Genomic DNA, 21851 nt, shown 5'->3' on the forward strand with positions numbered 1-21851 from the left:
GGGGCGGCGTTCCCACGCAGAGCGTGGGAACGATCAGTGGTTATCAGATCCGCCAGAACGGCTTCAACCCCTCCTCCAGCGCCTGTTCACGCGTCAGCCCGATATCCTTGAGCTGGTCCGGCGTGAGGCTCAGCAACGCCTTGCGTGTGTGCAGACGATGCCAGAACAGTTCCCAGCGACTCAGGCCGGACGGCGCGTTGCGCATCGCCGCATGCCACGCATTGTCCTTCTGCCCTGCCTCCAGTTCCTGACTGTGTAACGTCAGCCGCACATCGCTCAAGCCGTTCATTTTTGTCGCTCCTGTTTACTTGGGTAGCCAGAGATTCCATGATGCGCGGGTCGGCAAAAGCATTACAGATTCAACGGATCTGTATTAATTCCATACAGATTTGCTGCTTCCGAGTCTGAATTGTCGATTTTTGACGCATCTGTACTGGTTTAACGAATCAACTGCATCGAGGCAGTGCCATGACTCTGTATGTGAACCTCGCCGAACTGCTCGGCACGCGCATCGAACAAGGCTTCTATCGTCCAGGTGACCGGTTGCCGTCGGTGCGCGCCTTGAGCGTAGAACATGGCGTCAGCTTGAGCACGGTGCAGCAGGCTTATCGCATGCTCGAAGACAGCGGCCTGGCCACGCCGAAACCCAAGTCCGGCTACTTTGTGCCGGTCGGCCGTGAGCTGCCGGAGCTGCCTGCCGTGGGTCGTCCGGCGCAGCGGCCAGTGGAAATTTCGCAGTGGGATCAGGTGCTCGAATTGATTCGCGCGGTGCCGCGCAAGGACGTCGTGCAATTGGGTCGCGGCATGCCCGACATCAGTTCGCCGACCATGAAACCGCTGCTGCGTGGGCTGGCCCGCATCAGCCGCCGCCAGGACATGCCTGGTCTGTATTACGACAACATCCACGGCACCCTCGAACTGCGTGAGCAGATCGCCCGGTTGATGCTCGATTCCGGCTGCCAGCTGAGCGCCAGCGACCTGGTGGTCACCACCGGTTGCCACGAAGCGCTGTCCACCAGCATCCACGCGATCTGCGAGCCGGGCGACATTGTCGCGGTCGATTCGCCAAGCTTTCACGGCGCCATGCAAACGTTGAAAGGCCTCGGCATGAAAGCCTTGGAAATTCCTACCGACCCGCTCACTGGCATCAGTCTCGAAGCGCTGGAACTGGCGCTGGAGCAATGGCCGATCAAGGTCATTCAACTCACCCCGAACTGCAATAACCCGCTCGGCTACATCATGCCGGAGTCGCGAAAACGCGCCCTGCTCAACCTCGCACAGCGTTTCGACGTGGCGATCATCGAAGACGATGTGTATGGCGAACTGGCCTACACCTACCCGCGTCCGCGCACGATCAAATCCTTCGACGAAGACGGCCGCGTGCTGCTCTGCAGTTCATTTTCCAAGACTCTGGCACCGGGGCTGCGTATCGGCTGGGTTGCTCCGGGTCGTTATCTGGAACGCGTGCTGCACATGAAATACATCAGCACCGGATCGACCGCGCCGCAGCCGCAGATCGCTATTGCCGAGTTCCTCAAGGCCGGCCATTTCGAACCGCATTTGCGGCGGATGCGTACGCAATACCAGCGCAATCGCGACATGATGATCGATTGGGTCACGCGGTACTTTCCTGTCGGCACCCGCGCCAGCCGACCACAAGGCAGCTTTATGCTGTGGGTCGAATTGCCGGAAGGTTTCGACACCTTGAAACTGAATCGTGAGTTGCACGATCAAGGCGTTCAGATTGCCGTCGGCAGCATCTTTTCCGCTTCGGGCAAGTACCGCAATTGCCTGCGGATGAACTACGCGGCCAAACCGACAGCGCTGATCGAAGAAGCGGTACGCAAGGTGGGGGCGGCAGCGATCAAACTGCTGGCCGCAGCCGACTAATCGATCTGAAACGTTCCGTGGCCCTCGAATCGCCTCAGGTCGGCCACCCGGCTTGAGGCGTCCGCCACTTGGGCATCGATCTCGAGCTCCACTTGCAGATACCGTCCCTGCGCAATAGCCGCTCCGCTCCAGGGCACGATACGCGCTCCCGGCGCTAACAGATTCGCCTCGACTGGCTGACCGCTTTCCAGCCGCCACTGCACCGCCACGCCATCCAGGCGTGCAGCCACAATCCGCACTTGCAACGTGCCAGCCTCCCAGCGATAGCCTCGAGCGCCCGCCGCCGGCGCGACAAAGGACCATTTGATCGGACGAACTTGCGGGCACTGGATGCGCAAATGCACATTGCGCAGGCCAAACCCTGCGCCCTGCGCCCCTGCAAAATGCAAGAGTTCGGCGCGGGTGGTGGCGCCGAAATCCACGGTCGCTGGCGACAGATCCACCTCACATGCAGCGTTCGCCCAGGCGGAGGCACAGGCAAAACAAGCCGGCAATACGGCAATACGGCAATAACCCAAGGTTTCATGGCAGGCACTCAATCAGGACAGGATGGCAGGGCGGCAGATCGCCTCAACGGTTTCCATTTGCGTGGCGTCGTCGGGAAAATCGCTCAGGGGGAAATGCAAGATGCAGTGGCTGCTGTCGGACAACCTCACGCGCAACACCTGCGCAGGCTTGATGTCCGGCAAGAAAATCGCCCCGGCCTCCATCACGGAGGTCAGATACTGGCCCTGTTCATCCAGCACGCTCAAGCCTCTGGGCAACCATTGCCGATCCTGCGAGCGAGCCTTGAGCAACAGACGCCGGACGGTAATCAGGGAAAAATCCAGGTGCTGCACCGAACCCCGTCCGGCCGTCACCTCCTGCACGCCATTGAGTACTTCGACATGACGCGGCAGGCCCAGTGGGTCGACCTCAAGCCGCGCCAGAGAATAGGCTGGCAGGTTCGCCGCCACCGCACGCCCCGCGCCATCCGTCCAGACCGGGCCTTGTGGCGTTTGCAGCCGCACCCCGGAACGCTCACCCGCCTTCAGCACCCCCAGCGTGTCACGCAGCGCATAGGGTGACAGCGTGACGCCATCACGGTGCAGCAACACGCCGCCGCGCAAGCCCAGATCATATTCCGTCGCACCCGCGCGCTGCCCGAGCCCGACATCCAGGCTGGTATAGCGTGGCAACGCATTGATTCGGGCAGCCAATGCCGCCGGTGTGTTATCCCGGTGCTCGGCATTGACGGTGTAGGCCAGGGTTTCGCTGACTGCAGCGCTGACGGCCAGCCCTTGGCGCATGCCCGAGCGTTCGTCACTGCGCACATACCCGCGCAACCGGCCTTGCCCGCCCAGCGGAATACCCACGGTCAGGTAAGCTGCGCGGCCCGGACGATATTCCTCGGCACCACCGATGCCTCGCTCAACGCTCAGTGACAAGCTGACGCGCTGCGGCAATGTCAGCGACCAGGACAACCCCAATTGCGACACTGGTGCTTCGTCCATACTCGAATAACGTGACCAGCTTGCGCCAAATGCGCCCCAGTCATCGGTGGCGCCATTGAGCGAAAACACCCAGTGATCGCGTTTGCGTGACTCGGCCTGATGCCGGCGTTGATTCCAGTCGGTATCGGACAAGGTGCGAAAGTCCCGGCTCTGGCGCACCGCGACCAGGCTCGCCGAGAGATTGGCCGCCAATGGCGCACTGAATGTCAGCTGCCATTGATCGCCCGCAAGCCCTGCCGCGCGCTGTTCGGACACCACTTGGCGCAGCCCCAGCGTAATCGGCCCCGCCCACTGTAGTTGCAGCCCCCAACCGGCCGACAAGTACGCGCTGCCCGCGAGCGCACCGGCGGTTGCACGCAGGCCTCGGCGCATTTCCCAGTCTTGGCCGAACGCCGCGAATGTCGGAGCCTCACGGTTATCCGCAGACAGTCGACGGACCCGGCCCAGCGCCAGATTGAAACCCACGGGGGCGTCAGACTGCGCCTCTTGCAGATTCGCCGCCGGCACCCGAAAACGTCGCTCCTGACCATCTTGCTCATGCACCGTGACCTCAAGATCGAGCTGATTGCTCAGCAACGGCAGCGCGCGCAAGGTAAAAGGCCCGCCAGGCACCATCGTCGTGTAGATCGTCACGCCGTTCTGGCGGACTTCGATACGCGACGGCGAGTAAGCCACCCCCTCCACCTGGCCACGGGCGCCGTTGCGGGCGGCATCGAGTCGGGCGAAGGCCGCTTCAGGAAAAACCTGTACGCCAGTGAACGACTCACCGGCAAACAGCGACGATGCCAGGTTGAGCTGACCGAGCTGAACGCTCGCATCCTGATCTTCCAGCGTGTGCATCGCGTAGGCATAGAGATGCTCGAACCGCGAGCTTTCGGGCAATGCCGTGAAAGACTGGCGACTGCGCAACACCCAGTCACCGGCATTCAATCCGGCTTCCGAGCTGAAGCTGCGATAGCTGCTGGTCTGCCCGTCGAGTTGGCTGCCGGCCATCAACAGATCGTAATTGAACACACCGGCCACGCCACCATTGGCAAAGCTGCGCTGCGCCCGCGCAGGCTCAGTCAGCGTATCGGTAGGCACCAGCAACCGGACCTGCTGACTGCCTGGGTTCAACTCCACGATGGCCTCGGGAAAACCCTGCGCAGCCGTCACACACTGCCCCGGCGGCAGCGGCACAGACGCGGGCAGTAGAACTCCGGCTGACTTCAACCATTGCGTGCCCAGACACAACTCGCCGACATCGTTGAATGTCATCGACACACGGCCCTTGGGCTGTCCGTTGACTTCAAGCACGACGGCATGCGCGCCTTGGGTGAAGCGCGGAGCATCACGAAAATACTCCGCCAAGGCCGGATCGATCCCGCGATCCCTGAGCACTTGAATGTCGAACGTCAGCGGCTCTGCCGCCAGCGCCACGCGCCATCCGCAGTTACCCAGCGCCAGCAACGACGCGGCGATGCAGATCCAGTTCAACGTGTCACCGGGGCATCGTAATGGTCGACAGCAAAACCGTATGTCGTCGCCGGGAATATCCGCACCGACGACACCTGTGCCAGCGTACTCAAAGGCAAATCAAGCTGCAGTCGCTCGCCCGGCAGAATGTAGGTGCGCGGCAGTTCGACCGGGCGTGAGCCAGGCAATGGTGTAAGCGCTTTGCCGAGCCGCACGACGTAAGGACTGGGGTTGTGCACGTGCAAGCCATCCAGCGTGACGGTCCAGGCGAGGCGCTTCCACGGCTCACGCTCGACGGGCAACCCCGCCGGACGCAGGATCACCGGCAAGTTCTGCCGCACGCCGAGGCTGACGCGCGCGCCACCTGCGGCCGCAACCGGATTGATCCCTTCGAAGATGACCCGCTTCAAACGTTCGGTCTGCAAGGGCTGAGCGCTCTGCAGAATGAACCGAACCTGCTGAATCTGGCCAGCCTCGACACGCGCAACCGGGGGAGTGAAAACCAGCAGGACCTCATCGTCCGCTTCGGTGTTTTCGACGGTGGTGTACAGGAGCGCGGGATGAGCATCGGTATTGCGCACGTTCATGATGGCTTCGCCGAGGCTCTGCTCGACGACCAATACCGGCGTTTGCGGAACCATGCCGGCGCCTTGCGCAAACGACATCGAAAGGCCGGCAAACAGCCACAGGGAAACCTGCTTCAAAGCAGGATTGAATGAAAGGGGCATCGGTCAATACCGGAAAATTCCAGGCCACGTTTCCGGCGCTGCCGGCGTGTTCCTGTCGGGAGGAAAAGCCCGGCAACCTGGTGGCCGCCGGGCTCGACGGTCAGAGGTAGAACATGTCGAAGGTCACCGAGCCATCGAGCGGGATCTCGTTGGTGATCGGCAAGTTGTTACTCGCGCCAATGATCGGCAGCAAGCTCATCGGGAAGCCGTGATGCCGAGCGGCAACAGGCCCTGTCGCGGCATTGACACCCCAGGAATACAGCGCCGGGGCATTGCTCACCAAGGAGCTGGACGGCACGCCCCATGCTGGCGCTGCGAGCGTGCGGGTCAGCAGTGCGCGACTTGTTCCGTCAGTCTCCGGCGTGCCATGGCGCAGGGCAAATCCACCGATCCGCGTGCCATCGATGGCGCCAAGACCGAAGAACAACACCGGATCACTTTGACCGGCGCCATCGCTGATACCCGGCAATTTGGTCGCTGCACGGTTATCGCGAACCGACACTTCAACCGGAGCCGGGGCGTCGCAATTGATGTGCAGCGAGATGTCTCGTTCCGGCAGCAACGTTTGCGTGGTGGCGTTAAGCGTAGACGCGGAAATCTTGCGCAAGTCTACCGTTCCGCCCCCGGCAAAAGCCGGGATGCAGGAGGTCGGAATGATGGTGCCGATGACGCTCAGGTCAACGCTCTCCGCCAATGCCAGCGAGGGTAGCAAGGCCGCAGCGAGGACGGCGAGCCGGTGGGTGTTTTTCATAAGCCGTATCTTCCATGTCATTAACAAAAAAGCTTCCTACTGACTTCACACGTAAGTAAGCGGGCGGATAATTGCGGCTTTTGGAGGATAAATCTGTAGGAGAAAACATCGCCTGGATGGGGAAAAATCGACCTGATTCATAGGCAATCGCTGCCAAGAAACTATTTCCTACTTCTCGATGACAAAACATTGCGTGCTGCTGCCTTGCAGCACCCATCGATTGAATTCAGGGCAGCGATGCCCATGCCATACTTCGCCCTCCGTCACGACCCGAGACCGCCACGTGATTCCCGGACAAAAACTGATCGCTGCAGCGCTGCTCGCCTTGCTCTTGAACGGCTGTGCCACGCTCGATGTGCCGCGCGAACCGAGCCAGGCCTTGCCGGCGTCCAGCTCCAGCTTCGGCCGCTCAATCCAGGCCCAGGCCGCACCCCATCAGGGCCGTTCCGGCTTTCGCCTGCTGTCCAACAGCACCGAGTCTTTCACCGCCCGCGCCGAGCTGATCCGCAATGCGCAGGTCAGCCTCGATTTGCAGTACTACATCGTTCACGACGGCATCAGCACGCGCATGCTGGTGGAAGAGGTGCTCAAGGCGGCCGACCGTGGCGTGCGCGTGCGCATCCTGCTCGACGACACCACCAGCGACGGCCTCGACCAGATCATCGCCACCCTGGCCGCGCATCCACAGATCCAGATCCGGCTGTTCAACCCTCTGCATCTGGGGCGCAGCACCGGCGTAACGCGCGCAGCAGGACGTCTGTTCAACCTGTCGCTGCAGCATCGGCGCATGCATAACAAGTTGTGGCTGGCGGACAACAGTGCGGCCATCGTCGGCGGGCGCAATCTGGGCGATGAGTATTTCGATGCCGAGCCGAACCTGAATTTCACTGACATCGACATGCTCAGCATGGGGCCGGTGGCCGAGCAGCTCGGGCACAGTTTCGATCAGTACTGGAACAGCGCACTGAGCAAGCCCATCGATGAATTCCTCTCCAGCAAACCCTCAGCCCGGGATTTGCAGAACACCCGCACGCGCCTGGAAGAATCGCTGGAAGACACGCGCAAACAGAATCACGCGCTCTATCAGCAGCTGATGACCTTCACCACCGAGCCGCGCATGGACATCTGGCGCAAGGAGCTGATCTGGGCGTGGAATCAGGCGCTGTGGGACGCGCCGAGCAAGGTGCTGGCCAAGGACGAGCCGGATCCGCAATTGCTGCTGACCACGCAACTGGCGCCAGAGCTGAGGGGTGTCAGCAAAGAACTGATCATGATCTCGGCGTACTTCGTGCCGGGCCAGCCAGGGTTGGTGTACCTGACCGGACGCGCCGATGCCGGCGTGGCGGTGAGCCTGCTGACCAACTCGCTGGAGGCCACCGATGTGCCCGCAGTGCACGGCGGTTATGCGCCCTATCGCAAAGCGCTGCTCGAACACGGCGTGAAGCTGTATGAGTTACGACGCCAGCCTGGGGATAACTACGGCAGCGGGCCGCATGTGTTTTACAGCAAGTCGTTTCGCGGCTCGGATTCAAGCCTGCACAGCAAGGCGATGATCTTCGATCGGCAGAAATCGTTCATTGGCTCGTTCAACTTTGACCCGCGTTCGGTGTTGTGGAACACCGAAGTCGGCGTGTTGGTCGACAGCCCCGAACTGGCCGAACATGTGCGCGAGCTCGCGTTGCAGGGTATGGCACCAGCGTTGAGTTATGAGGCGAAATTGCAGGATGGCAAGATTGTCTGGGTGACCGAAGACAATGGCCAGATGCACACACTGAGCAAAGAGCCGGGGAGTTGGTGGCGACGCTTCAATGCGTGGTTCAGCACCACCGTGGGGCTTGAGCGGATGCTTTGAAAAGCAAAAGATCGCAGCCTGCGGCAGCTCCTACATGGACATACATTTCAACTGTAGGAGCTGCCGCAGGCTGCGATCTTTTGACCTTAAGCCGTTTGCTCTGTACCAAATGCCCCTTGGCGCAATAGCAATATCACCAACCCAAACGCCCCGATCGCCATCAACAGCGGCAACGCATGCCCGCTGATCCATTGGCTCCCCGCCCCCGCCGCCAGCGGCCCGATCAGACAACCGACGCCCCACAGCTGCGCGATATGCGCATTGGCGCGCACTAGCGCATCGTCGCGATAACGCTCACCAATCAAAATCAGCGACAAGGTGAACAAACCACCGGCACTGGCGCCAAACAACACCCACAACGGCCAGATCAGCAGCGTATCGAGCAACAGCGGAATCGCCAGACTCGACAGCATCAGCACCACCGCGCAGCCGGCAAACAACGTGCGCCGCGACAGGTAATCGGCCAACGCGCCAATCGGCAATTGCAGCAATGCATCGCCGACCACCACAGTACTGACCATCGCCAGCGCGATTTCGGCAGTGAAGCCCTGTTGCAGGCAATACACCGGCAACAGCGTCAAAATCATTGCCTCGAACGCGGCGAACAACGATACCGCCCAGGCAATCGCCGGCAGGTCGCGCGCGAATACCCACAGGTCGCGGAACGTCACGCTGCTCGCTTCGCTGCTTGGTGCACCGCTACGGCCCAGCAACAGCAACGGCGAAACCAACAGCAAGCCGACGCCAACCCAGAATCCGTAATCGTCTTCGGTGCCTAGCGCGCCCAGCAGCAGCGGGCCAGACAACTGGCTCAAGGCATAGCTGCTGCCATACAGCGCCACTAATCGCCCGCGCCAGTTTTCGACCACCAGTTGATTGATCCAGCTTTCACCGAGGATGAACACGATGGTCAAGATCACGCCGATCATCAGGCGCAACAGCAGCCAGATCGGGTAGCTCGGCAACAACGCCAACAAGCCAATCGACAGCGCCCCGGCCCACAGGCACAGGCGCATCAGGTTGGCTGTGCCGAAGCGCGCTGCCAGATGGCTGGAAATCTTTGCGCCCAACAACACGCCAATCGCCGGCATCGCCGCCATCACACCGATGGCGAAAGAGCCGTAACCCCAACCCTCCAGGCGCAACGACACCAGCGGCATACTGACCCCCAGGGCCAGGCCGACACTCAGGACAGACGCCAACACGGCGAAATACGTCGCCCAACGCATGTTCCACGCTCCTGTGGGTAATTATTATGTGCACCGCAAAACCACTGTGGGAGCGGGCTTGCTCGCGAATACGGTTTCACATTCAGCAAATGTGCTGACTGATGCACCGCATTCGCGAGCAAGCCCGCTCCCACAGGGGATCTCTGTTTCGTCAGGTAGCCCGGCGTGACCGGGCTCCCGTTAACGGCTTACAGCTTGATCCACGTCGCTTTCAGCTCGGTGTACTTGTCGAAAGCGTGCAGCGACTTGTCGCGACCGTTGCCCGACTGCTTGAAGCCACCGAACGGCGCGGTCATGTCGCCGCCATCATATTGGTTGACCCAGACGCTACCGGCGCGCAGCGCTTTGGCGGTCAAGTGGGCCTTGGAGATGTCCTGAGTCCAGACCGCAGCGGCCAGACCGTACGGCGTGTCGTTGGCGATCTGGATCGCCTCTTCAGCCGTATCGAAAGCGATCACCGACAGCACTGGGCCGAAAATCTCTTCCTGGGCAATCTTCATCGCGTTGCTCACGCCATCGAAAATCGTTGGCTCAACGTAGGTGCCACCGGTCTCCTGCAGGATGCGCTTGCCGCCAGCCACCAGTTTGGCGCCATCGGTATGGCCGGATTCGATGTACGACAGCACGGTATTCATCTGCTGCGTATCCACCAGCGCGCCGACGTTGGTCGCCGGATCCAGCGGGTTGCCCGGTTTCCAGGCTTTCAGCGCCTCGATCACCATCGGCAAGAACTTGTCCTTGATCGAACGCTCGACCAGCAGACGCGAACCGGCAGTGCAGACTTCGCCCTGGTTGAAGGCGATGGCGCTGGCGGCAGATTCGGCGGCGGCTTGCAGATCCGGCGCGTCGGCAAAGACGATGTTCGGGCTCTTGCCACCGGCTTCCAGCCAGACGCGTTTCATGTTCGATTCGCCGGAGTAGATCATCAGTTGCTTGGCGATCTTGGTCGAACCGGTGAACACCAAGGTGTCGACATCGTTGTGCAGGGCCAGCGCCTTGCCGACGGTGTGGCCGTAGCCCGGCAGCACGTTGAGCACGCCTTTCGGAATACCGGCTTCAACGGCCAGCGCGGCAATGCGGATGGCGGTCAGCGGGGATTTTTCCGACGGTTTGAGAATCACCGAGTTACCGGTCGACAGCGCCGGGCCGAGCTTCCAGCAGGCCATCATCAACGGGAAGTTCCACGGCACGATGGCACCGACCACGCCCACTGGCTCGCGGGTCACCAGACCCAGTTGATCGTGCGGAGTCGCCGCCACTTCGTCGTAAATCTTGTCGATCGCTTCACCGCTCCAGCTCAGCGCTTGCGCCGCGCCCGGGACGTCGATGTACAGCGAGTCGCTGATCGGTTTGCCCATGTCGAGGGTTTCGAGCAGGGCCAGCTCTTCAGCGTGCTGTTTCAGCAGGCTGGCAAAACGGATCATGGTGGCTTTGCGCTTGGTCGGCGCCAGGCGCGACCAGACGCCGGAATTGAAAGTAGCGCGGGCGTTTTCCACAGCGCGTTGAGCGTCGGCGGCGTCACAGCTGGCAATCTTGCCGAGCAGACGGCCATCGACCGGGCTGATGCACTCGAAGGTTTCGCCGGAGACGGCGTCGGTGTATTCGCCATTGAGGTAGGCGCGGCCTTCGATTTTCAGGTCGCGGGCGCGTTGCTCCCAGTCGGCACGAGTCAGGGTGGTCATTTCGAGTGTCCTCCGCTTGTTGAATACGAGCGCCGCGCGATCTTCGCCAGCGTCCTCAAGAATTCTGCCCGGCCAGCCGGTTTTTTCGGCCAGAGGCACCCGCCACCCTAAACCAGGCACCGGGTTTGTTTCAATATATTTGACATAAGGTGGCCATACGGCCTTGCGGTGTTGATTTTAATCAACATAGACTTTGGCCCTTTCCAGCCCATCGCGCCGTATTCACAGGGGATAACAACAATGAACATCCAGAACGTCGTCGACATCAGCCTTACCAGCAGCGAAGCCGAACGCTATCGCCCGGACCCGGCCAAAGTGCTCAAGGGTGATCCTGAACAGGCCGTGTTTCATCAATACGATAGCCCTTGTGGGCAGATGGGCGTTGGCGTGTGGGAAGGTGCGGTTGGGCAGTGGACGGTGAATTACACCGAGCACGAATACTGCGAGATTTTGCAGGGCGTTTCGGTACTGCGGGACAGCGATGGCAATGCCAAGACCTTGCGTGTTGGCGACCGGTTTGTGATTCCGGCGGGGTTTCGTGGCACCTGGGAAGTGCTGGAGGCTTGCCGCAAGGTCTATGTGATTTTCGAACAGAAAGCCTGATGATTTTTGCTGGCTGACCCGGCCCTATCGCGAGCAGGCTCACTCCTACAGGTGACCGCATTCCAATGTAGGAGTGAGCCTGCTCGCGATGAGGCCCGCACAGGCACCACAGAAAACCGAGGCAACAAAAAAGGCCCGTATCGTGAGATACGGGCCTTTTTCGTAAGTCGGGAAAAATCAATTACTTGATTTTGCCTTCCTTGTAGATCACGTGCTTGCGAACAACCGGATCATATTTCTTGATCTCGATTTTGTCCGGGGTAGTACGCTTGTTCTTGTCGGTAGTGTAGAAGTGACCAGTACCGGCGCTCGAGATCAAACGAATCAATTCACGCATGATTAGCTCCCTTAAATCTTGCCATCGCGGCGAAGTTCGGCGAGCACGACAGTGATGCCACGCTTGTCGATGATACGCATGCCTTTGGCAGATACGCGCAGACGCACAAAACGTTTCTCTTCTTCAACCCAGAAGCGGTGATGCTGCAGGTTCGGCAGGAAACGACGACGGGTTTTGTTGTTTGCGTGGGAAATGTTATTCCCAGTCACCGGACCCTTACCGGTAACTTGACATACTCTCGACATGCCTCAGCCCTCTAAAACCACATGCCCAACCCGGCATGGGTTGGCCGCTTAATCTCTCAGTCATTTGGCGCCAGGCGCCGCGTTTCTTTAGAGGTCTTACCGGCTACACCTACAGTGAAGGAACCGGGCCCCTAGAAAAGAGCGCTGCTTTATACCAGAAAGACCGGGGTGCAACAACATTCGGTGTGCAATCAATCGGTAAAAAGGCGCTTTTTCGGTCTGCGAACGCTTTGGATAAAGGCCGGCATCGATTTTTACCACTCGTCGCAGAAAGTCGCCCAAGCAGGCGTTTCAGACTTTTTGCGAAGCACCGCGGTCTGAAAAACGGCCATCACTGTGCCCTTAAAATGCAAAAAGGGGATAGTCATTTGTAATCCAGCCCTCTAGGGTAGGCCTTTTCCAGACTGCACTTGCAGATGGGCCTTCGATCTGTAAAAGGAAACCGACCATGCGCCTCGCTGCCCTACCCCTGCTGCTCGCCCCGCTCCTGCTGAGCCCTCTGGCCCAGGCTGCCGCACTGAGCGTCTGCACCGAGGCCAGCCCGGAAGGGTTCGACGTGGTGCAATACAACTCACTGACCACCACCAACGCCTCGGCCGACGTGCTGATGAACCGTCTGGTGGACTTCGACACCGCCAGCGGCAAAGTCGTACCAAGCCTGGCCGATAGCTGGGAAGTCAGCACCGATGGCCTGACTTACGTGTTCAAGCTGCACCCGCAGGTGAAGTTTCACACGACCGATTATTTCAAGCCGAGCCGCGAGCTGACCGCCGAAGACGTCAAATTCAGTTTCGACCGCATGCTAGACCCGGCCAACCCGTGGCACAAAGTCGCCCAGAGCGGCTTCCCGCATGCGCAGTCGATGCAGTTGCCGGCGCTGATCAAGAAGATCGACGCACTCGATCCGCTGACCGTGCGCTTCACCCTTGATCATCCGGATTCGACATTCCTCGCGACCCTGAGCATGGGCTTCGCTTCGATCTACTCCGCCGAATACGCCGACAAGCTGATGAAGGCCGGCGCGACGGACAAGCTCAACAGCCAGCCGATCGGCACTGGCCCGTTCGTGTTCAACCGTTTCCAGAAAGACGCGGCGATCCGTTACAAGGCCAACCCGGATTACTTCGGTGGCAAGCCTGCGGTCGATCCGTTGATCTTCGCCATTACCCCGGACGCCAACGTGCGCCTGCAAAAGCTGCGACGTAACGAATGCCAGATCGCCCTGTCGCCGAAGCCTCTCGACGTACAGGCCGCGCTGAAAGAGCCGACATTGAAAGTCGAAAAGACTGACGCGTTCATGACCGCATTCGTCGGCATCAACAGCCAGCATCCACCGCTGGACAAGCCGGAAGTGCGCCAAGCGATCAACCTCGCATTCGACAAGGCCAACTACATCAAGGCGGTGTTCGAAGACACCGCCGAAGCGGCCAACGGCCCTTATCCGCCAAACACCTGGAGCTACGCAAAGAGCCTGCCGGGGTATCCGCACGATGTCGCCAAAGCCAAGGCGCTGCTGGCCAAGGCCGGTTTGAAGGATGGTTTCCAGACCACCATCTGGACGCGTCCGTCCGGCAGCCTGCTCAACCCGAACCCAAGCCTCGGCGCGCAATTGTTGCAGTCGGATCTGGCAGAAATCGGCATTCAGGCGGAAATCCGCGTGATCGAGTGGGGAGAGCTGATTCGCCGCGCCAAGGCCGGCGAGCATGATCTGCTGTTCATGGGCTGGGCCGGCGACAACGGCGATCCGGACAACTTCCTCACGCCGCAGTTTTCCTGTGCTGCGGTCAAGTCGGGCACCAACTTCGCCCGCTACTGCAACGCCGATCTGGACAAGCTGATCAGCGCCGGCAAGACCACCAGCGAGCAAGGTGTGCGCACCAAGCTGTACGAGCAGGCGCAGGCGCAGATTCAGCAGCAGGCGCTATGGTTGCCGCTGGCTCACCCAACCGCCTACGCACTGACGCGCAAAGACGTGCAGGGTTACGCCGTCAGCCCGTTTGGCCGCCAGGACTACTCCAAGGTCAACCTGAAATAACCGATCCCCCTGTAGGAGCCGCCGCAGGCTGCGATCTTTTGAGGTTGTTTTTGCAGATCAAAAGATCGCAGCCTGCGGCAGCTCCTACAGGGGAAGGGTTACATCCAGCCACATTCCGCCATCGACAGCGGCTCGCCTTCACCGACGATGAAGTGATCGAGAACGCGCACATCAATCAGATCCAAGGCCTTTTGCAGCCGTTTGGTCAGCAATCGATCAGCCTGGCTGGGGTCAGTGTTCCCCGACGGATGGTTATGGCAGAGGATGACCGCCGCCGCGTTGTTGGCCAATGACCGCTTCACGACTTCCCGAGGGTGCACGCTGGTGTTGTCGATCGAGCCGCGAAATAACGCTTCGAAGGCCAGCACCTGATGTTTGGAATCGAGAAACAGGCACCCGAACACTTCGTGGGGTTCGTGCCGCAGCATCGCCTTCAGGTAATCGCGCACGACCTGAGGGTTTTCCAATGCCGGCTTCTGCCGTGATCGCTCCGCCAGATGTCGCTTGCTCATTTCCTGAGCAGCTTGAAGTTGCGCAAACTTCGCCGGCCCGAGACCCAATTGTTTGCTGAATGCGTCCTGATCGGCCTCAAGCAGCAAACGCAGGCTGCCGAATTGACTCAACAGGTTGCGCGCCAGATCCACAGCACTTATTCCAGGCAAGCCCGTACGCAGAAAAATAGCCAATAACTCCGCGTCCGAAAGGCTTGCTGCCCCGTGCTCCAACAACCTCTCCCGCGGGCGTTCCGCCGCCGGCCAATCGCGAATACTCATAGCACTTCCCTGTCTGTGGGCGCCGCTGTTCCGTAGCGGTCGCTGTGATATCTTAGCCCATCTTTTTTGCGGGCGAATTCACCCTGGGGAGGGGGTTTCGCCACGTATGTCACCCACGAAATGAAAGGCAGACCTATGCAGCGGCTGTATCGGAAACGCATCGTTCTGGGCGTCGGCGGCGGCATCGCGGCCTACAAGAGCGCTGATCTGGTTCGTCGCCTGATCGACCAGGGCGCCGAAGTGCGCGTGGTCATGACCCACGGCGGCGCCGAGTTCATCACCCCGCTGACCATGCAGGCACTGTCCGGCCACCCGGTGCACCTCGACTTGCTCGACCCGGCGGCTGAAGCTGCGATGGGCCACATCGAGCTGGCCAAATGGGCCGACCTGGTGCTGATCGCCCCGGCCACCGCCGACCTGATCGCGCGTCTGGCGCAAGGCATCGCCAATGATCTGCTGACTACGCTGGTGCTGGCCACCGACGCCGTCGTGGCGGTCGCGCCGGCAATGAATCAGGCGATGTGGCGCGATCCGGCGACTCAGGCCAACCTGCAACTCCTGGAAAGCCGTGGCCTGAAGACCTTCGGCCCGGCCTCGGGCAGCCAGGCCTGTGGCGACGTCGGCATGGGCCGGATGATGGAAGCCACCGATCTGGCGCAATGCGCGGCAGACTGCTTTCAGCGTCAGGCACTGACCGGCAAACACGTGGTGATTACTGCCGGCCCCACCCAGGAAAACATCGACCCGGTGCGCTACATCACTAACCACAGCTCCGGAAAAATGGGCTTTGCCCTTGCCGAAGCCGCGGTGGAAGCCGGCGCCCGCGTCACGCTGATCAGCGGCCCGGTGCACCTGCCGACCCCGGATCGCGTCACGCGCATTGATGTGGTCAGTGCCCGCGACATGCTCGCGGCTTGCGAATCGGCGATCCCGTGCGACGTGTTCATCGCCTCGGCAGCCGTGGCGGACTACCGCCCGGAGGTGGTTGCCCCGCAAAAACTCAAGAAAGATCCTACGAGCGGCGACGGCTTCGTCCTGCAAATGGTGCGCAATCCAGACATTCTGGCCACCATTGCGACCCGTCCCGACCGTCCGTTCAGTGTCGGCTTTGCCGCCGAGACCGAACACCTGCTCGACTACGCTGCACGCAAGCTGAAGGACAAGAATCTCGATTTGATCGTCGCCAATGACGTCGCCAACCCGAGCATCGGTTTCAACAGCGAAGAAAACGCCTGCAGCGTGATTGACCGTTCGCTGCACGCCACGGTTTTCGCCCAGACCAGCAAGAGCAAGATCGCTCGCCAACTGGTCACTTTTATCGCCGAACGTCTGAACCAGGTTTAATTTACATGCACGCTTTGCAAGCCAAGATCCTCGACCCACGCATCGGCACCGATTTCCCGCTGCCGCAATACGCCACGCCAGGCTCCGCCGGCCTCGACCTGCGCGCCATGCTCGATCAGGACATTGTGATCAAACCGGGTGAAACCGTGCTGATCCCCACCGGCCTGTCGGTTTACATCGGCGACCCGAACCTCGCCGCGCTGATCCTGCCGCGCTCGGGCATGGGCCACAAACACGGCATCGTGCTGGGCAACCTCGTCGGCCTGATCGACTCCGATTACCAGGGCCCGCTGATGGTGTCGTGCTGGAACCGTGGCCAGACCGACTTCACCATGACCGTCGGCGAACGCCTGGCGCAACTGGTGCTGGTTCCGGTGGTACAGGCACACTTTGAAATGGTTGAAGAGTTCGTCGAAACCGAACGCGGCACTGGCGGCTTCGGTCACACCGGCACCAAATAATCCATGCAGGAGCTGCCGCAGGCTGCGATCTTTTGATCTTGTTTTTAAAAATCAACGTCAAAAGATCGCAGCCTGCGGCAGCTCCTACAGGTGAAAATTTCAGGCAGATCAGTTGAAAGGTTTACCGCCGTAAATCAAGGTTTTGCCGGTCGAAAGCCGCGCCAGGCGAGGCGTCATGGCCCTTTCACACCACGAACTCTCTGTGGAAAACGCCGTCATACCCTTCAGTTTGAGCCTGCCGTCGAATGATTCGTCGGTCTGTCCCGCCACTTTCGAGATGGAGCATTTGTGCAGATGAGCACCCCAGCCAAGATCGCCCCGAAGCTGCCCGACAGCATTTTCCGCGCCTATGACATTCGCGGCACCGTGCCGGAATTCCTCAATGCCGAAACCGCTTACTGGATTGGCCGCGCCATCGGTTCGCAGAGCCTGGCCCAAGGTGAACCCAATGTTTCCGTCGGTCGCGACGGTCGCCTGTCCGGCCCGGAGCTGGTTGCCGAGCTGATTCGCGGTATCGCCGAAAGCGGCTGCCATGTCAGCGATGTTGGCCTGGTGCCAACGCCGGCGCTGTACTACGCCGCCAACGTACTGGCCGGCAAGTCCGGGGTGATGCTCACCGGCAGCCACAACCCGTCGAACTACAACGGCTTCAAGATCGTCATCGCCGGCGACACCCTCGCCAACGAACAGATCCAGGCCCTGCACGAGCGCCTCAAGACCAACAACTTGAGCAGCGGCGCGGGCAGCGTCACCCAGGTCGAGATCCTCGACCGCTACAACACCGAAATCGTCCAGGACATCAAACTGTCTCGGCGCATGAAGGTCGTGGTCGACTGCGGCAACGGCGCGGCCGGCGTGATCGCCCCGCAACTGATCGAAGCGCTGAACTGCGAAGTCATCCCGCTGTTCTGCGAAGTCGACGGCAACTTCCCCAACCATCACCCGGATCCGGGCAAGCCTGAAAACCTCGTCGACCTGATCGCCAAGGTCAAGGAAACCAACGCCGACATCGGTTTGGCTTTCGACGGCGACGGCGACCGTGTCGGCGTGGTGACCAACACCGGCAGCATCGTCTACCCGGATCGCCTGCTGATGCTCTTCGCCCGTGACGTGGTCGCGCGCAACCCGGACGCCGAGATCATTTTCGACGTCAAATGCACCCGTCGTCTGGTGCCGTTGATCAAGGAATACGGTGGTCGCCCGCTAATGTGGAAGACCGGTCATTCGTTGATCAAAAAGAAAATGAAACAATCCGGCGCGCTATTGGCCGGCGAAATGAGCGGGCACATCTTCTTCAAGGAGCGCTGGTTCGGTTTCGACGACGGTATCTACAGCGCCGCACGGCTGCTGGAGATCCTCAGCAAGGAAAAATCCACCGCGGAAGAGCTGTTTGCGACCTTCCCGAACGATATTTCTACGCCTGAAATCAATATCCATGTGACCGAAGAGAGCAAATTCAGCATCATTGATGCACTGCACGACGCACAGTGGGGCGCAGGCGCTGACCTGACCACCATCGACGGCGTGCGAGTCGATTACGCCAAAGGCTGGGGCCTGGTGCGCGCATCCAACACCACACCGGTGCTGGTGCTGCGCTTCGAGGCCGATGACGAGGCTGAATTGCAGCGCATCAAGGATGTGTTCCACGCCCAACTGAAACGCGTTGCACCTGATCTCCAACTACCGTTCTGATCCACCCGGAGCCCTGAATGACCCTCGAACGCGAAGCCGCCGCCCATACCGCCCAGGTCTTGTCCGAAGCGTTGCCTTACATCCGACGTTATGTCGGCAAGACCCTGGTGATCAAATACGGCGGCAACGCGATGGAAAGCGAGGAGCTGAAAACCGGCTTCGCCCGCGACATCGTCTTGATGAAAGCCGTGGGCATCAACCCGGTGGTCGTGCACGGTGGCGGTCCGCAGATCGGTGATCTGCTCAAGCGCCTGTCGATCGAAAGCCACTTCGTCGATGGCATGCGCGTCACCGACGCGGCGACCATGGACGTGGTCGAAATGGTCTTGGGCGGTCAGGTCAACAAAAGCATCGTCAACCTGATCAACCGCCACGGCGGCAGCGCCATCGGCCTGACCGGTAAAGACGCCGGGCTGATTCGTGCGAAGAAGCTCACTGTGACCCGCCAGACGCCGGAGATGACTCAGCCGGAAATCATCGACATCGGTCAGGTGGGTGAAGTGGTCGGGATCAACACCGAACTGCTGAACCTGCTGGTCAAAGGCAATTTCATTCCGGTGATTGCGCCGATCGGTGTCGGTGAAAACGGCGAGTCGTACAACATCAACGCCGATCTGGTCGCCGGTAAAGTCGCCGAGGCACTGAAAGCCGAGAAGCTGATGCTGCTGACCAACATCGCCGGCCTGATGGACAAGTCGGGCACCGTGTTGACCGGCCTGAGCACGCAACAGGTCGACGATCTGATCGCCGACGGCACCATCTACGGCGGCATGCTGCCGAAGATCCGTTGCGCGCTGGAAGCCGTTCAGGGCGGCGTGGGTAGCTCGCTGATCATCGACGGTCGCGTGCCGAACGCGATCCTGCTGGAAATCTTCACCGACACCGGTGTGGGCACGCTGATCAGCAATCGCAAGCGTCCTTGATCGGTAATCGCTGAACAGCAAAAGATCGCAGCCTGCGGCAGCTCCTACAGAAACGTCGTTTTGTACGAAGTCACTGTAGGAGCTGACGAAGTCTGCGATCTTTTTTATGCGCGCAAGAAACATCCGATACAACTCAGCGAAACGTCCGACATTCCCTCCGAACAAATCTCCCTAGGATCTTCCCTTCATCCACCGGAGATTTACCCATGCAAAAAAACTACGTCCCTTACGGTAGCGATGTTTCGCCAGGCACTTACGAGTGCGTTGATTGCGGCCATCAGTATTCCAATCAAGCCAAAACCTCGATGCCGCCGTGCCCGCAATTTCGCAAAACGGCGCATGCGTTGAATGGCTGGAAGATCCTCACCGGCCAGGGTGATGCGATCAAAGACCCTTATCCAGAAAAGCCTGCCGACATCAAAAGCGCCAAGGTCATCACGCCCTCGAACAAAAAATAACCCCGGAGCGCATGAGCCATGCAGATCTCGTTCACGATCGACGCCGCTGCTTTCGAGCTGGAACAAAAGGAACCGGTCAAGAAAACCTTGCGCATTGGCGACGCTGAAATCACCCACGCCTTGCAGCGCATTGCCAAGGCCAGCCTGACCGAATACCTGAAAATGCTGGTCGAAGGCGGCATGCCCAGCCGGGCTGACGAGGCCAAGCAGGATCGTCTGCTCTACCTGATTCAGAGCTACTTCGGGCAAACATTGCCGACCGAATCGCAGATCTCGACGATCTTTCAACTGACCCAAAGCCAAAGCAAAACCCTGCTGAAAAACACCGTGTCACGCTTTCGCAATCAGCTCGATGACATTCTGCAACACAGCATGCGTGCGGTGATCGAGACGGCCGAACACGCGCAAACCGTGTTTTTGGTGGTCATCAGTTCGGATGTGATTCGCGATGAGCTGAACATGCTGATCACCCAGAACGAGCCGACATTCAAACCCATCACCAAGCGTAAGGGCAGCGCCGGGCAGTTCGAGATCAGCGAGGACAGCCACGCCTTACTCTGCACGACGTTGGGACTCAATGCCGTTCAGTGACATCGTCGCGGTCAGTGGTTTGCTGCTGACCCTGACCACGTTCATGTTCAATCTGGCGTGGCCGACGCTCAGTGAGGCGTTGGCGCTGGATGAATATCAGTCGGGGCCGCTGAACCGAAAACGCAGTCGAGGGAAAGTACGGACGGCGTTTTATTCGCGGGCGCTGCCGCTGACGTGCGCGTTTGTGGCGTTGTTTTACGTCAATCTACCGGCCGCTGTAGGCATTGTCCGCGGCAGCAAACTGGATCTGTGGGATTTTGATGTGGATCGGACGTTGTACGTGATGGTGGTGCTGGCGCTGCTGGCATTTGCGCTGATCAATGCGGGATTAACCGTGAAACTGATCAGAAAATGGCGAAACCTGCGTTAAATCGAATCCCCTGTAGGAGCTGCCGAAGGCTGCGATCTTTTGATTTGGTTTTTTAAGATCAAAAGATCGCAGCCTTCGGCAGCTCCTACAGGGGAAGTGCGACAGACCAGCGTTATTACACGCCGAACTGGGCGCGGTATGCTTCGACGGCTGGCAGGTGTTGCTTGAGCTGCGGATCGTCGGCAAGGAACTCGAGCACCTGATTCAGCGAAACAATGCTGATCACCGGGATACCAAAGTCACGCTCGACTTCCTGGATCGCCGACAACTCTCCGTTGCCACGCTCCTGACGATTCAGCGCGATCAGCACGCCGGCAGCCTTGGCGCCATCCTGGGAAGCGATGATCTGCATCACTTCGCGGATTGCCGTGCCAGCCGTAATCACGTCATCGATGATCAGTACGTCGCCGGTCAGCGGCGCGCCAACCAGGCTGCCGCCTTCGCCGTGGGCCTTGGCTTCCTTGCGGTTGAAGCACCATGGCAGGTCACGGTCGTGATGCTCGGCCAGCGCGACGGCAGTGGTTGCCGCCAGCGGGATGCCTTTGTAGGCAGGGCCGAACAGTACGTCGAAGGGAATACCGCTTTCGACGATGGCTGCCGCGTAGAAACGCCCCAGCTGCGCCAGGGCCGAACCCGAGTTGAACAGGCCGGCGTTGAAGAAGTAAGGACTGGTGCGCCCGGACTTCAGGGTGAACTCACCGAAGCGCAAAACGCCGCGATCGATGGCAAAACGAATGAAATCGCGCTGATACGCTTGCATGAAAAAAACCCCAAATACCACGGATTTAGCTAATTAGCTTGACGCCGTGTATCATACACGCACGCGATTTTTGGGGCCATTTATGCGGATCATCAGTGTGAAATTGTATTGTTTTGATGATGGTGTTGTTGGTTTTTTGTTTATTTTGTTGTTTTGATATATTTGGTAGGTGTTTTTTT

The 21851-nt window shown here is 59.9% G+C and carries 21 protein-coding genes and 1 pseudogene; 11 read left to right on the forward strand and 11 right to left on the reverse strand.

Going from position 1 to position 21851, the window contains the following annotated elements:
* Positions 1-43 precede the first annotated feature (43 nt).
* The gene (locus ACIPZE_RS21775; RefSeq protein WP_283438352.1) at positions 44-289 is read right to left on the reverse strand and encodes a DUF1127 domain-containing protein; all 246 of its coding nucleotides are present in this window, start codon (positions 287-289) and stop codon (positions 44-46) included.
* A gap of 179 nt (positions 290-468) precedes the next feature.
* Here ACIPZE_RS21775 and ACIPZE_RS21780 point away from each other — a divergent pair, with 179 nt between their 5' ends.
* Entirely contained in the window at positions 469-1890 is a 1422-nt protein-coding gene (locus ACIPZE_RS21780) for a PLP-dependent aminotransferase family protein (protein WP_283438351.1), read from the forward strand.
* On the opposite strand, the gene ACIPZE_RS21785 is transcribed toward ACIPZE_RS21780, so the two are convergent.
* The 4 genes from ACIPZE_RS21785 to ACIPZE_RS21800 all read right to left on the reverse strand — a co-directional run bounded on the left by ACIPZE_RS21785 (position 1887) and on the right by ACIPZE_RS21800 (position 6317).
* Positions 1887-2333 carry a hypothetical protein gene (locus ACIPZE_RS21785; protein ID WP_400775200.1) on the reverse strand — a complete coding sequence of 149 codons (447 nt, stop codon included), beginning with the start codon at positions 2331-2333 and terminating at the stop codon, positions 1887-1889. The genes ACIPZE_RS21780 and ACIPZE_RS21785 overlap by 4 nt on opposite strands.
* A gap of 96 nt (positions 2334-2429) precedes the next feature.
* Positions 2430-4859: a fimbria/pilus outer membrane usher protein gene (locus tag ACIPZE_RS21790; RefSeq protein ID WP_400775203.1), complete on the reverse strand. Its 2430-nt coding sequence runs from the start codon at positions 4857-4859 to the stop codon at positions 2430-2432.
* Entirely contained in the window at positions 4856-5566 is a 711-nt protein-coding gene (locus tag ACIPZE_RS21795; RefSeq protein WP_283438348.1) for a fimbria/pilus chaperone family protein, read from the reverse strand. The genes ACIPZE_RS21790 and ACIPZE_RS21795 overlap by 4 nt, the downstream gene beginning before the upstream one ends.
* 100 nt (positions 5567-5666) lie before the next feature.
* The gene (locus ACIPZE_RS21800) at positions 5667-6317 is read right to left on the reverse strand and encodes a DUF1120 domain-containing protein (RefSeq protein WP_400775206.1); all 651 of its coding nucleotides are present in this window, start codon (positions 6315-6317) and stop codon (positions 5667-5669) included.
* Between the two features lie 283 nt (positions 6318-6600).
* On the opposite strand from ACIPZE_RS21800, the gene ACIPZE_RS21805 reads away from it, so the two are divergent.
* Positions 6601-8169, forward strand: coding sequence for a phospholipase D family protein (locus tag ACIPZE_RS21805; protein WP_283438346.1), 1569 nt, complete (start codon positions 6601-6603; stop codon positions 8167-8169).
* A gap of 86 nt (positions 8170-8255) precedes the next feature.
* On the opposite strand, the gene ACIPZE_RS21810 is transcribed toward ACIPZE_RS21805, so the two are convergent.
* Together ACIPZE_RS21810 and ACIPZE_RS21815 are read right to left on the reverse strand one after the other, a co-directional pair.
* Positions 8256-9398 carry an MFS transporter gene (locus ACIPZE_RS21810; protein ID WP_283438345.1) on the reverse strand — a complete coding sequence of 381 codons (1143 nt, stop codon included), beginning with the start codon at positions 9396-9398 and terminating at the stop codon, positions 8256-8258.
* Between the two features lie 188 nt (positions 9399-9586).
* Positions 9587-11080 carry an aldehyde dehydrogenase gene (locus ACIPZE_RS21815; RefSeq protein WP_047596781.1) on the reverse strand — a complete coding sequence of 498 codons (1494 nt, stop codon included), beginning with the start codon at positions 11078-11080 and terminating at the stop codon, positions 9587-9589.
* Positions 11081-11320: 240 nt separating this feature from the next.
* Between ACIPZE_RS21815 and ACIPZE_RS21820 the strand changes: the two genes are divergently transcribed.
* The gene (locus tag ACIPZE_RS21820; protein WP_008086800.1) at positions 11321-11683 is read left to right on the forward strand and encodes a cupin domain-containing protein; all 363 of its coding nucleotides are present in this window, start codon (positions 11321-11323) and stop codon (positions 11681-11683) included.
* A 181-nt stretch (positions 11684-11864) separates the two neighbouring features.
* Here ACIPZE_RS21820 and rpmG read toward each other — a convergent pair whose 3' ends face one another.
* Both rpmG and rpmB read right to left on the reverse strand, forming a co-directional pair.
* Positions 11865-12020 carry a 50S ribosomal protein L33 gene (rpmG, locus tag ACIPZE_RS21825; RefSeq protein WP_003177274.1) on the reverse strand — a complete coding sequence of 52 codons (156 nt, stop codon included), beginning with the start codon at positions 12018-12020 and terminating at the stop codon, positions 11865-11867.
* A gap of 11 nt (positions 12021-12031) precedes the next feature.
* Complete coding sequence (gene rpmB, locus ACIPZE_RS21830) at positions 12032-12265, reverse strand: 50S ribosomal protein L28 (protein ID WP_007920377.1); 234 nt, start codon at positions 12263-12265, stop codon at positions 12032-12034.
* A gap of 448 nt (positions 12266-12713) precedes the next feature.
* On the opposite strand from rpmB, the gene ACIPZE_RS21835 reads away from it, so the two are divergent.
* The gene (locus ACIPZE_RS21835; protein WP_400775210.1) at positions 12714-14300 is read left to right on the forward strand and encodes an ABC transporter substrate-binding protein; all 1587 of its coding nucleotides are present in this window, start codon (positions 12714-12716) and stop codon (positions 14298-14300) included.
* A gap of 98 nt (positions 14301-14398) precedes the next feature.
* Here ACIPZE_RS21835 and radC read toward each other — a convergent pair whose 3' ends face one another.
* On the reverse strand, positions 14399-15073 hold the full coding sequence (gene radC, locus ACIPZE_RS21840) for a DNA repair protein RadC (RefSeq protein WP_400775213.1): 675 nt from the start codon (positions 15071-15073) through the stop codon (positions 14399-14401).
* A gap of 135 nt (positions 15074-15208) precedes the next feature.
* Between radC and coaBC the strand changes: the two genes are divergently transcribed.
* The 7 genes and pseudogenes from coaBC (at position 15209) to ACIPZE_RS21875 (ending at position 20912) form a co-directional block, all read left to right on the forward strand.
* Positions 15209-16417 carry a bifunctional phosphopantothenoylcysteine decarboxylase/phosphopantothenate--cysteine ligase CoaBC gene (gene coaBC, locus ACIPZE_RS21845; RefSeq protein ID WP_400775215.1) on the forward strand — a complete coding sequence of 403 codons (1209 nt, stop codon included), beginning with the start codon at positions 15209-15211 and terminating at the stop codon, positions 16415-16417.
* A gap of 5 nt (positions 16418-16422) precedes the next feature.
* On the forward strand, positions 16423-16878 hold the full coding sequence (gene dut / locus ACIPZE_RS21850) for a dUTP diphosphatase (protein ID WP_038359240.1): 456 nt from the start codon (positions 16423-16425) through the stop codon (positions 16876-16878).
* 315 nt (positions 16879-17193) lie between these two features.
* Positions 17194-18570 (forward strand): annotated as a pseudogene (locus tag ACIPZE_RS21855) (phosphomannomutase/phosphoglucomutase); the annotation flags it as partial.
* Positions 18571-18587: 17 nt separating this feature from the next.
* Positions 18588-19493: an acetylglutamate kinase gene (gene argB / locus ACIPZE_RS21860; protein WP_003229488.1), complete on the forward strand. Its 906-nt coding sequence runs from the start codon at positions 18588-18590 to the stop codon at positions 19491-19493.
* Between the two features lie 206 nt (positions 19494-19699).
* The gene (locus ACIPZE_RS21865; RefSeq protein ID WP_034152057.1) at positions 19700-19951 is read left to right on the forward strand and encodes a hypothetical protein; all 252 of its coding nucleotides are present in this window, start codon (positions 19700-19702) and stop codon (positions 19949-19951) included.
* An 18-nt stretch (positions 19952-19969) separates the two neighbouring features.
* Positions 19970-20542: a hypothetical protein gene (locus ACIPZE_RS21870; RefSeq protein WP_108224984.1), complete on the forward strand. Its 573-nt coding sequence runs from the start codon at positions 19970-19972 to the stop codon at positions 20540-20542.
* Complete coding sequence (locus ACIPZE_RS21875) at positions 20529-20912, forward strand: hypothetical protein (RefSeq protein ID WP_400775218.1); 384 nt, start codon at positions 20529-20531, stop codon at positions 20910-20912. Before ACIPZE_RS21870 ends, ACIPZE_RS21875 begins: the two co-directional genes overlap by 14 nt.
* 115 nt (positions 20913-21027) lie before the next feature.
* On the opposite strand, the gene pyrE is transcribed toward ACIPZE_RS21875, so the two are convergent.
* Positions 21028-21672: an orotate phosphoribosyltransferase gene (gene pyrE / locus ACIPZE_RS21880; protein ID WP_008038033.1), complete on the reverse strand. Its 645-nt coding sequence runs from the start codon at positions 21670-21672 to the stop codon at positions 21028-21030.
* Between the last annotated feature and the right edge of the window lie 179 nt (positions 21673-21851).

The sequence above is a fragment of the Pseudomonas sp. NPDC089741 genome (assembly GCF_044748825.1).
Taxonomy (GTDB): Bacteria; Pseudomonadota; Gammaproteobacteria; order Pseudomonadales; family Pseudomonadaceae; genus Aquipseudomonas; species Aquipseudomonas helmanticensis.

Bases quoted from the DNA above. Each gene is read 5' to 3' on its own strand.
- ACIPZE_RS21875 (WP_400775218.1), top strand. From the start codon at position 20,529: ATGCCGTTCAGTGACATCGTCGCGGTCAGTGGTTTGCTGCTGACCCTG.
- argB (WP_003229488.1), top strand. From the start codon at position 18,588: ATGACCCTCGAACGCGAAGCCGCCGCCCATACCGCCCAGGTCTTGTCC.
- ACIPZE_RS21870 (WP_108224984.1), top strand. From the start codon at position 19,970: ATGCAGATCTCGTTCACGATCGACGCCGCTGCTTTCGAGCTGGAACAA.
- rpmB (WP_007920377.1), bottom strand. From the start codon at position 12,265: ATGTCGAGAGTATGTCAAGTTACCGGTAAGGGTCCGGTGACTGGGAAT.
- ACIPZE_RS21795 (WP_283438348.1), bottom strand. From the start codon at position 5,566: ATGCCCCTTTCATTCAATCCTGCTTTGAAGCAGGTTTCCCTGTGGCTG.
- ACIPZE_RS21820 (WP_008086800.1), top strand. From the start codon at position 11,321: ATGAACATCCAGAACGTCGTCGACATCAGCCTTACCAGCAGCGAAGCC.
- ACIPZE_RS21810 (WP_283438345.1), bottom strand. From the start codon at position 9,398: ATGCGTTGGGCGACGTATTTCGCCGTGTTGGCGTCTGTCCTGAGTGTC.
- ACIPZE_RS21865 (WP_034152057.1), top strand. From the start codon at position 19,700: ATGCAAAAAAACTACGTCCCTTACGGTAGCGATGTTTCGCCAGGCACT.
- pyrE (WP_008038033.1), bottom strand. From the start codon at position 21,672: ATGCAAGCGTATCAGCGCGATTTCATTCGTTTTGCCATCGATCGCGGC.
- ACIPZE_RS21800 (WP_400775206.1), bottom strand. From the start codon at position 6,317: ATGAAAAACACCCACCGGCTCGCCGTCCTCGCTGCGGCCTTGCTACCC.
- coaBC (WP_400775215.1), top strand. From the start codon at position 15,209: ATGCAGCGGCTGTATCGGAAACGCATCGTTCTGGGCGTCGGCGGCGGC.
- rpmG (WP_003177274.1), bottom strand. From the start codon at position 12,020: ATGCGTGAATTGATTCGTTTGATCTCGAGCGCCGGTACTGGTCACTTC.
- ACIPZE_RS21780 (WP_283438351.1), top strand. From the start codon at position 469: ATGACTCTGTATGTGAACCTCGCCGAACTGCTCGGCACGCGCATCGAA.
- radC (WP_400775213.1), bottom strand. From the start codon at position 15,073: ATGAGTATTCGCGATTGGCCGGCGGCGGAACGCCCGCGGGAGAGGTTG.
- ACIPZE_RS21815 (WP_047596781.1), bottom strand. From the start codon at position 11,080: ATGACCACCCTGACTCGTGCCGACTGGGAGCAACGCGCCCGCGACCTG.
- ACIPZE_RS21835 (WP_400775210.1), top strand. From the start codon at position 12,714: ATGCGCCTCGCTGCCCTACCCCTGCTGCTCGCCCCGCTCCTGCTGAGC.
- ACIPZE_RS21775 (WP_283438352.1), bottom strand. From the start codon at position 289: ATGAACGGCTTGAGCGATGTGCGGCTGACGTTACACAGTCAGGAACTG.
- dut (WP_038359240.1), top strand. From the start codon at position 16,423: ATGCACGCTTTGCAAGCCAAGATCCTCGACCCACGCATCGGCACCGAT.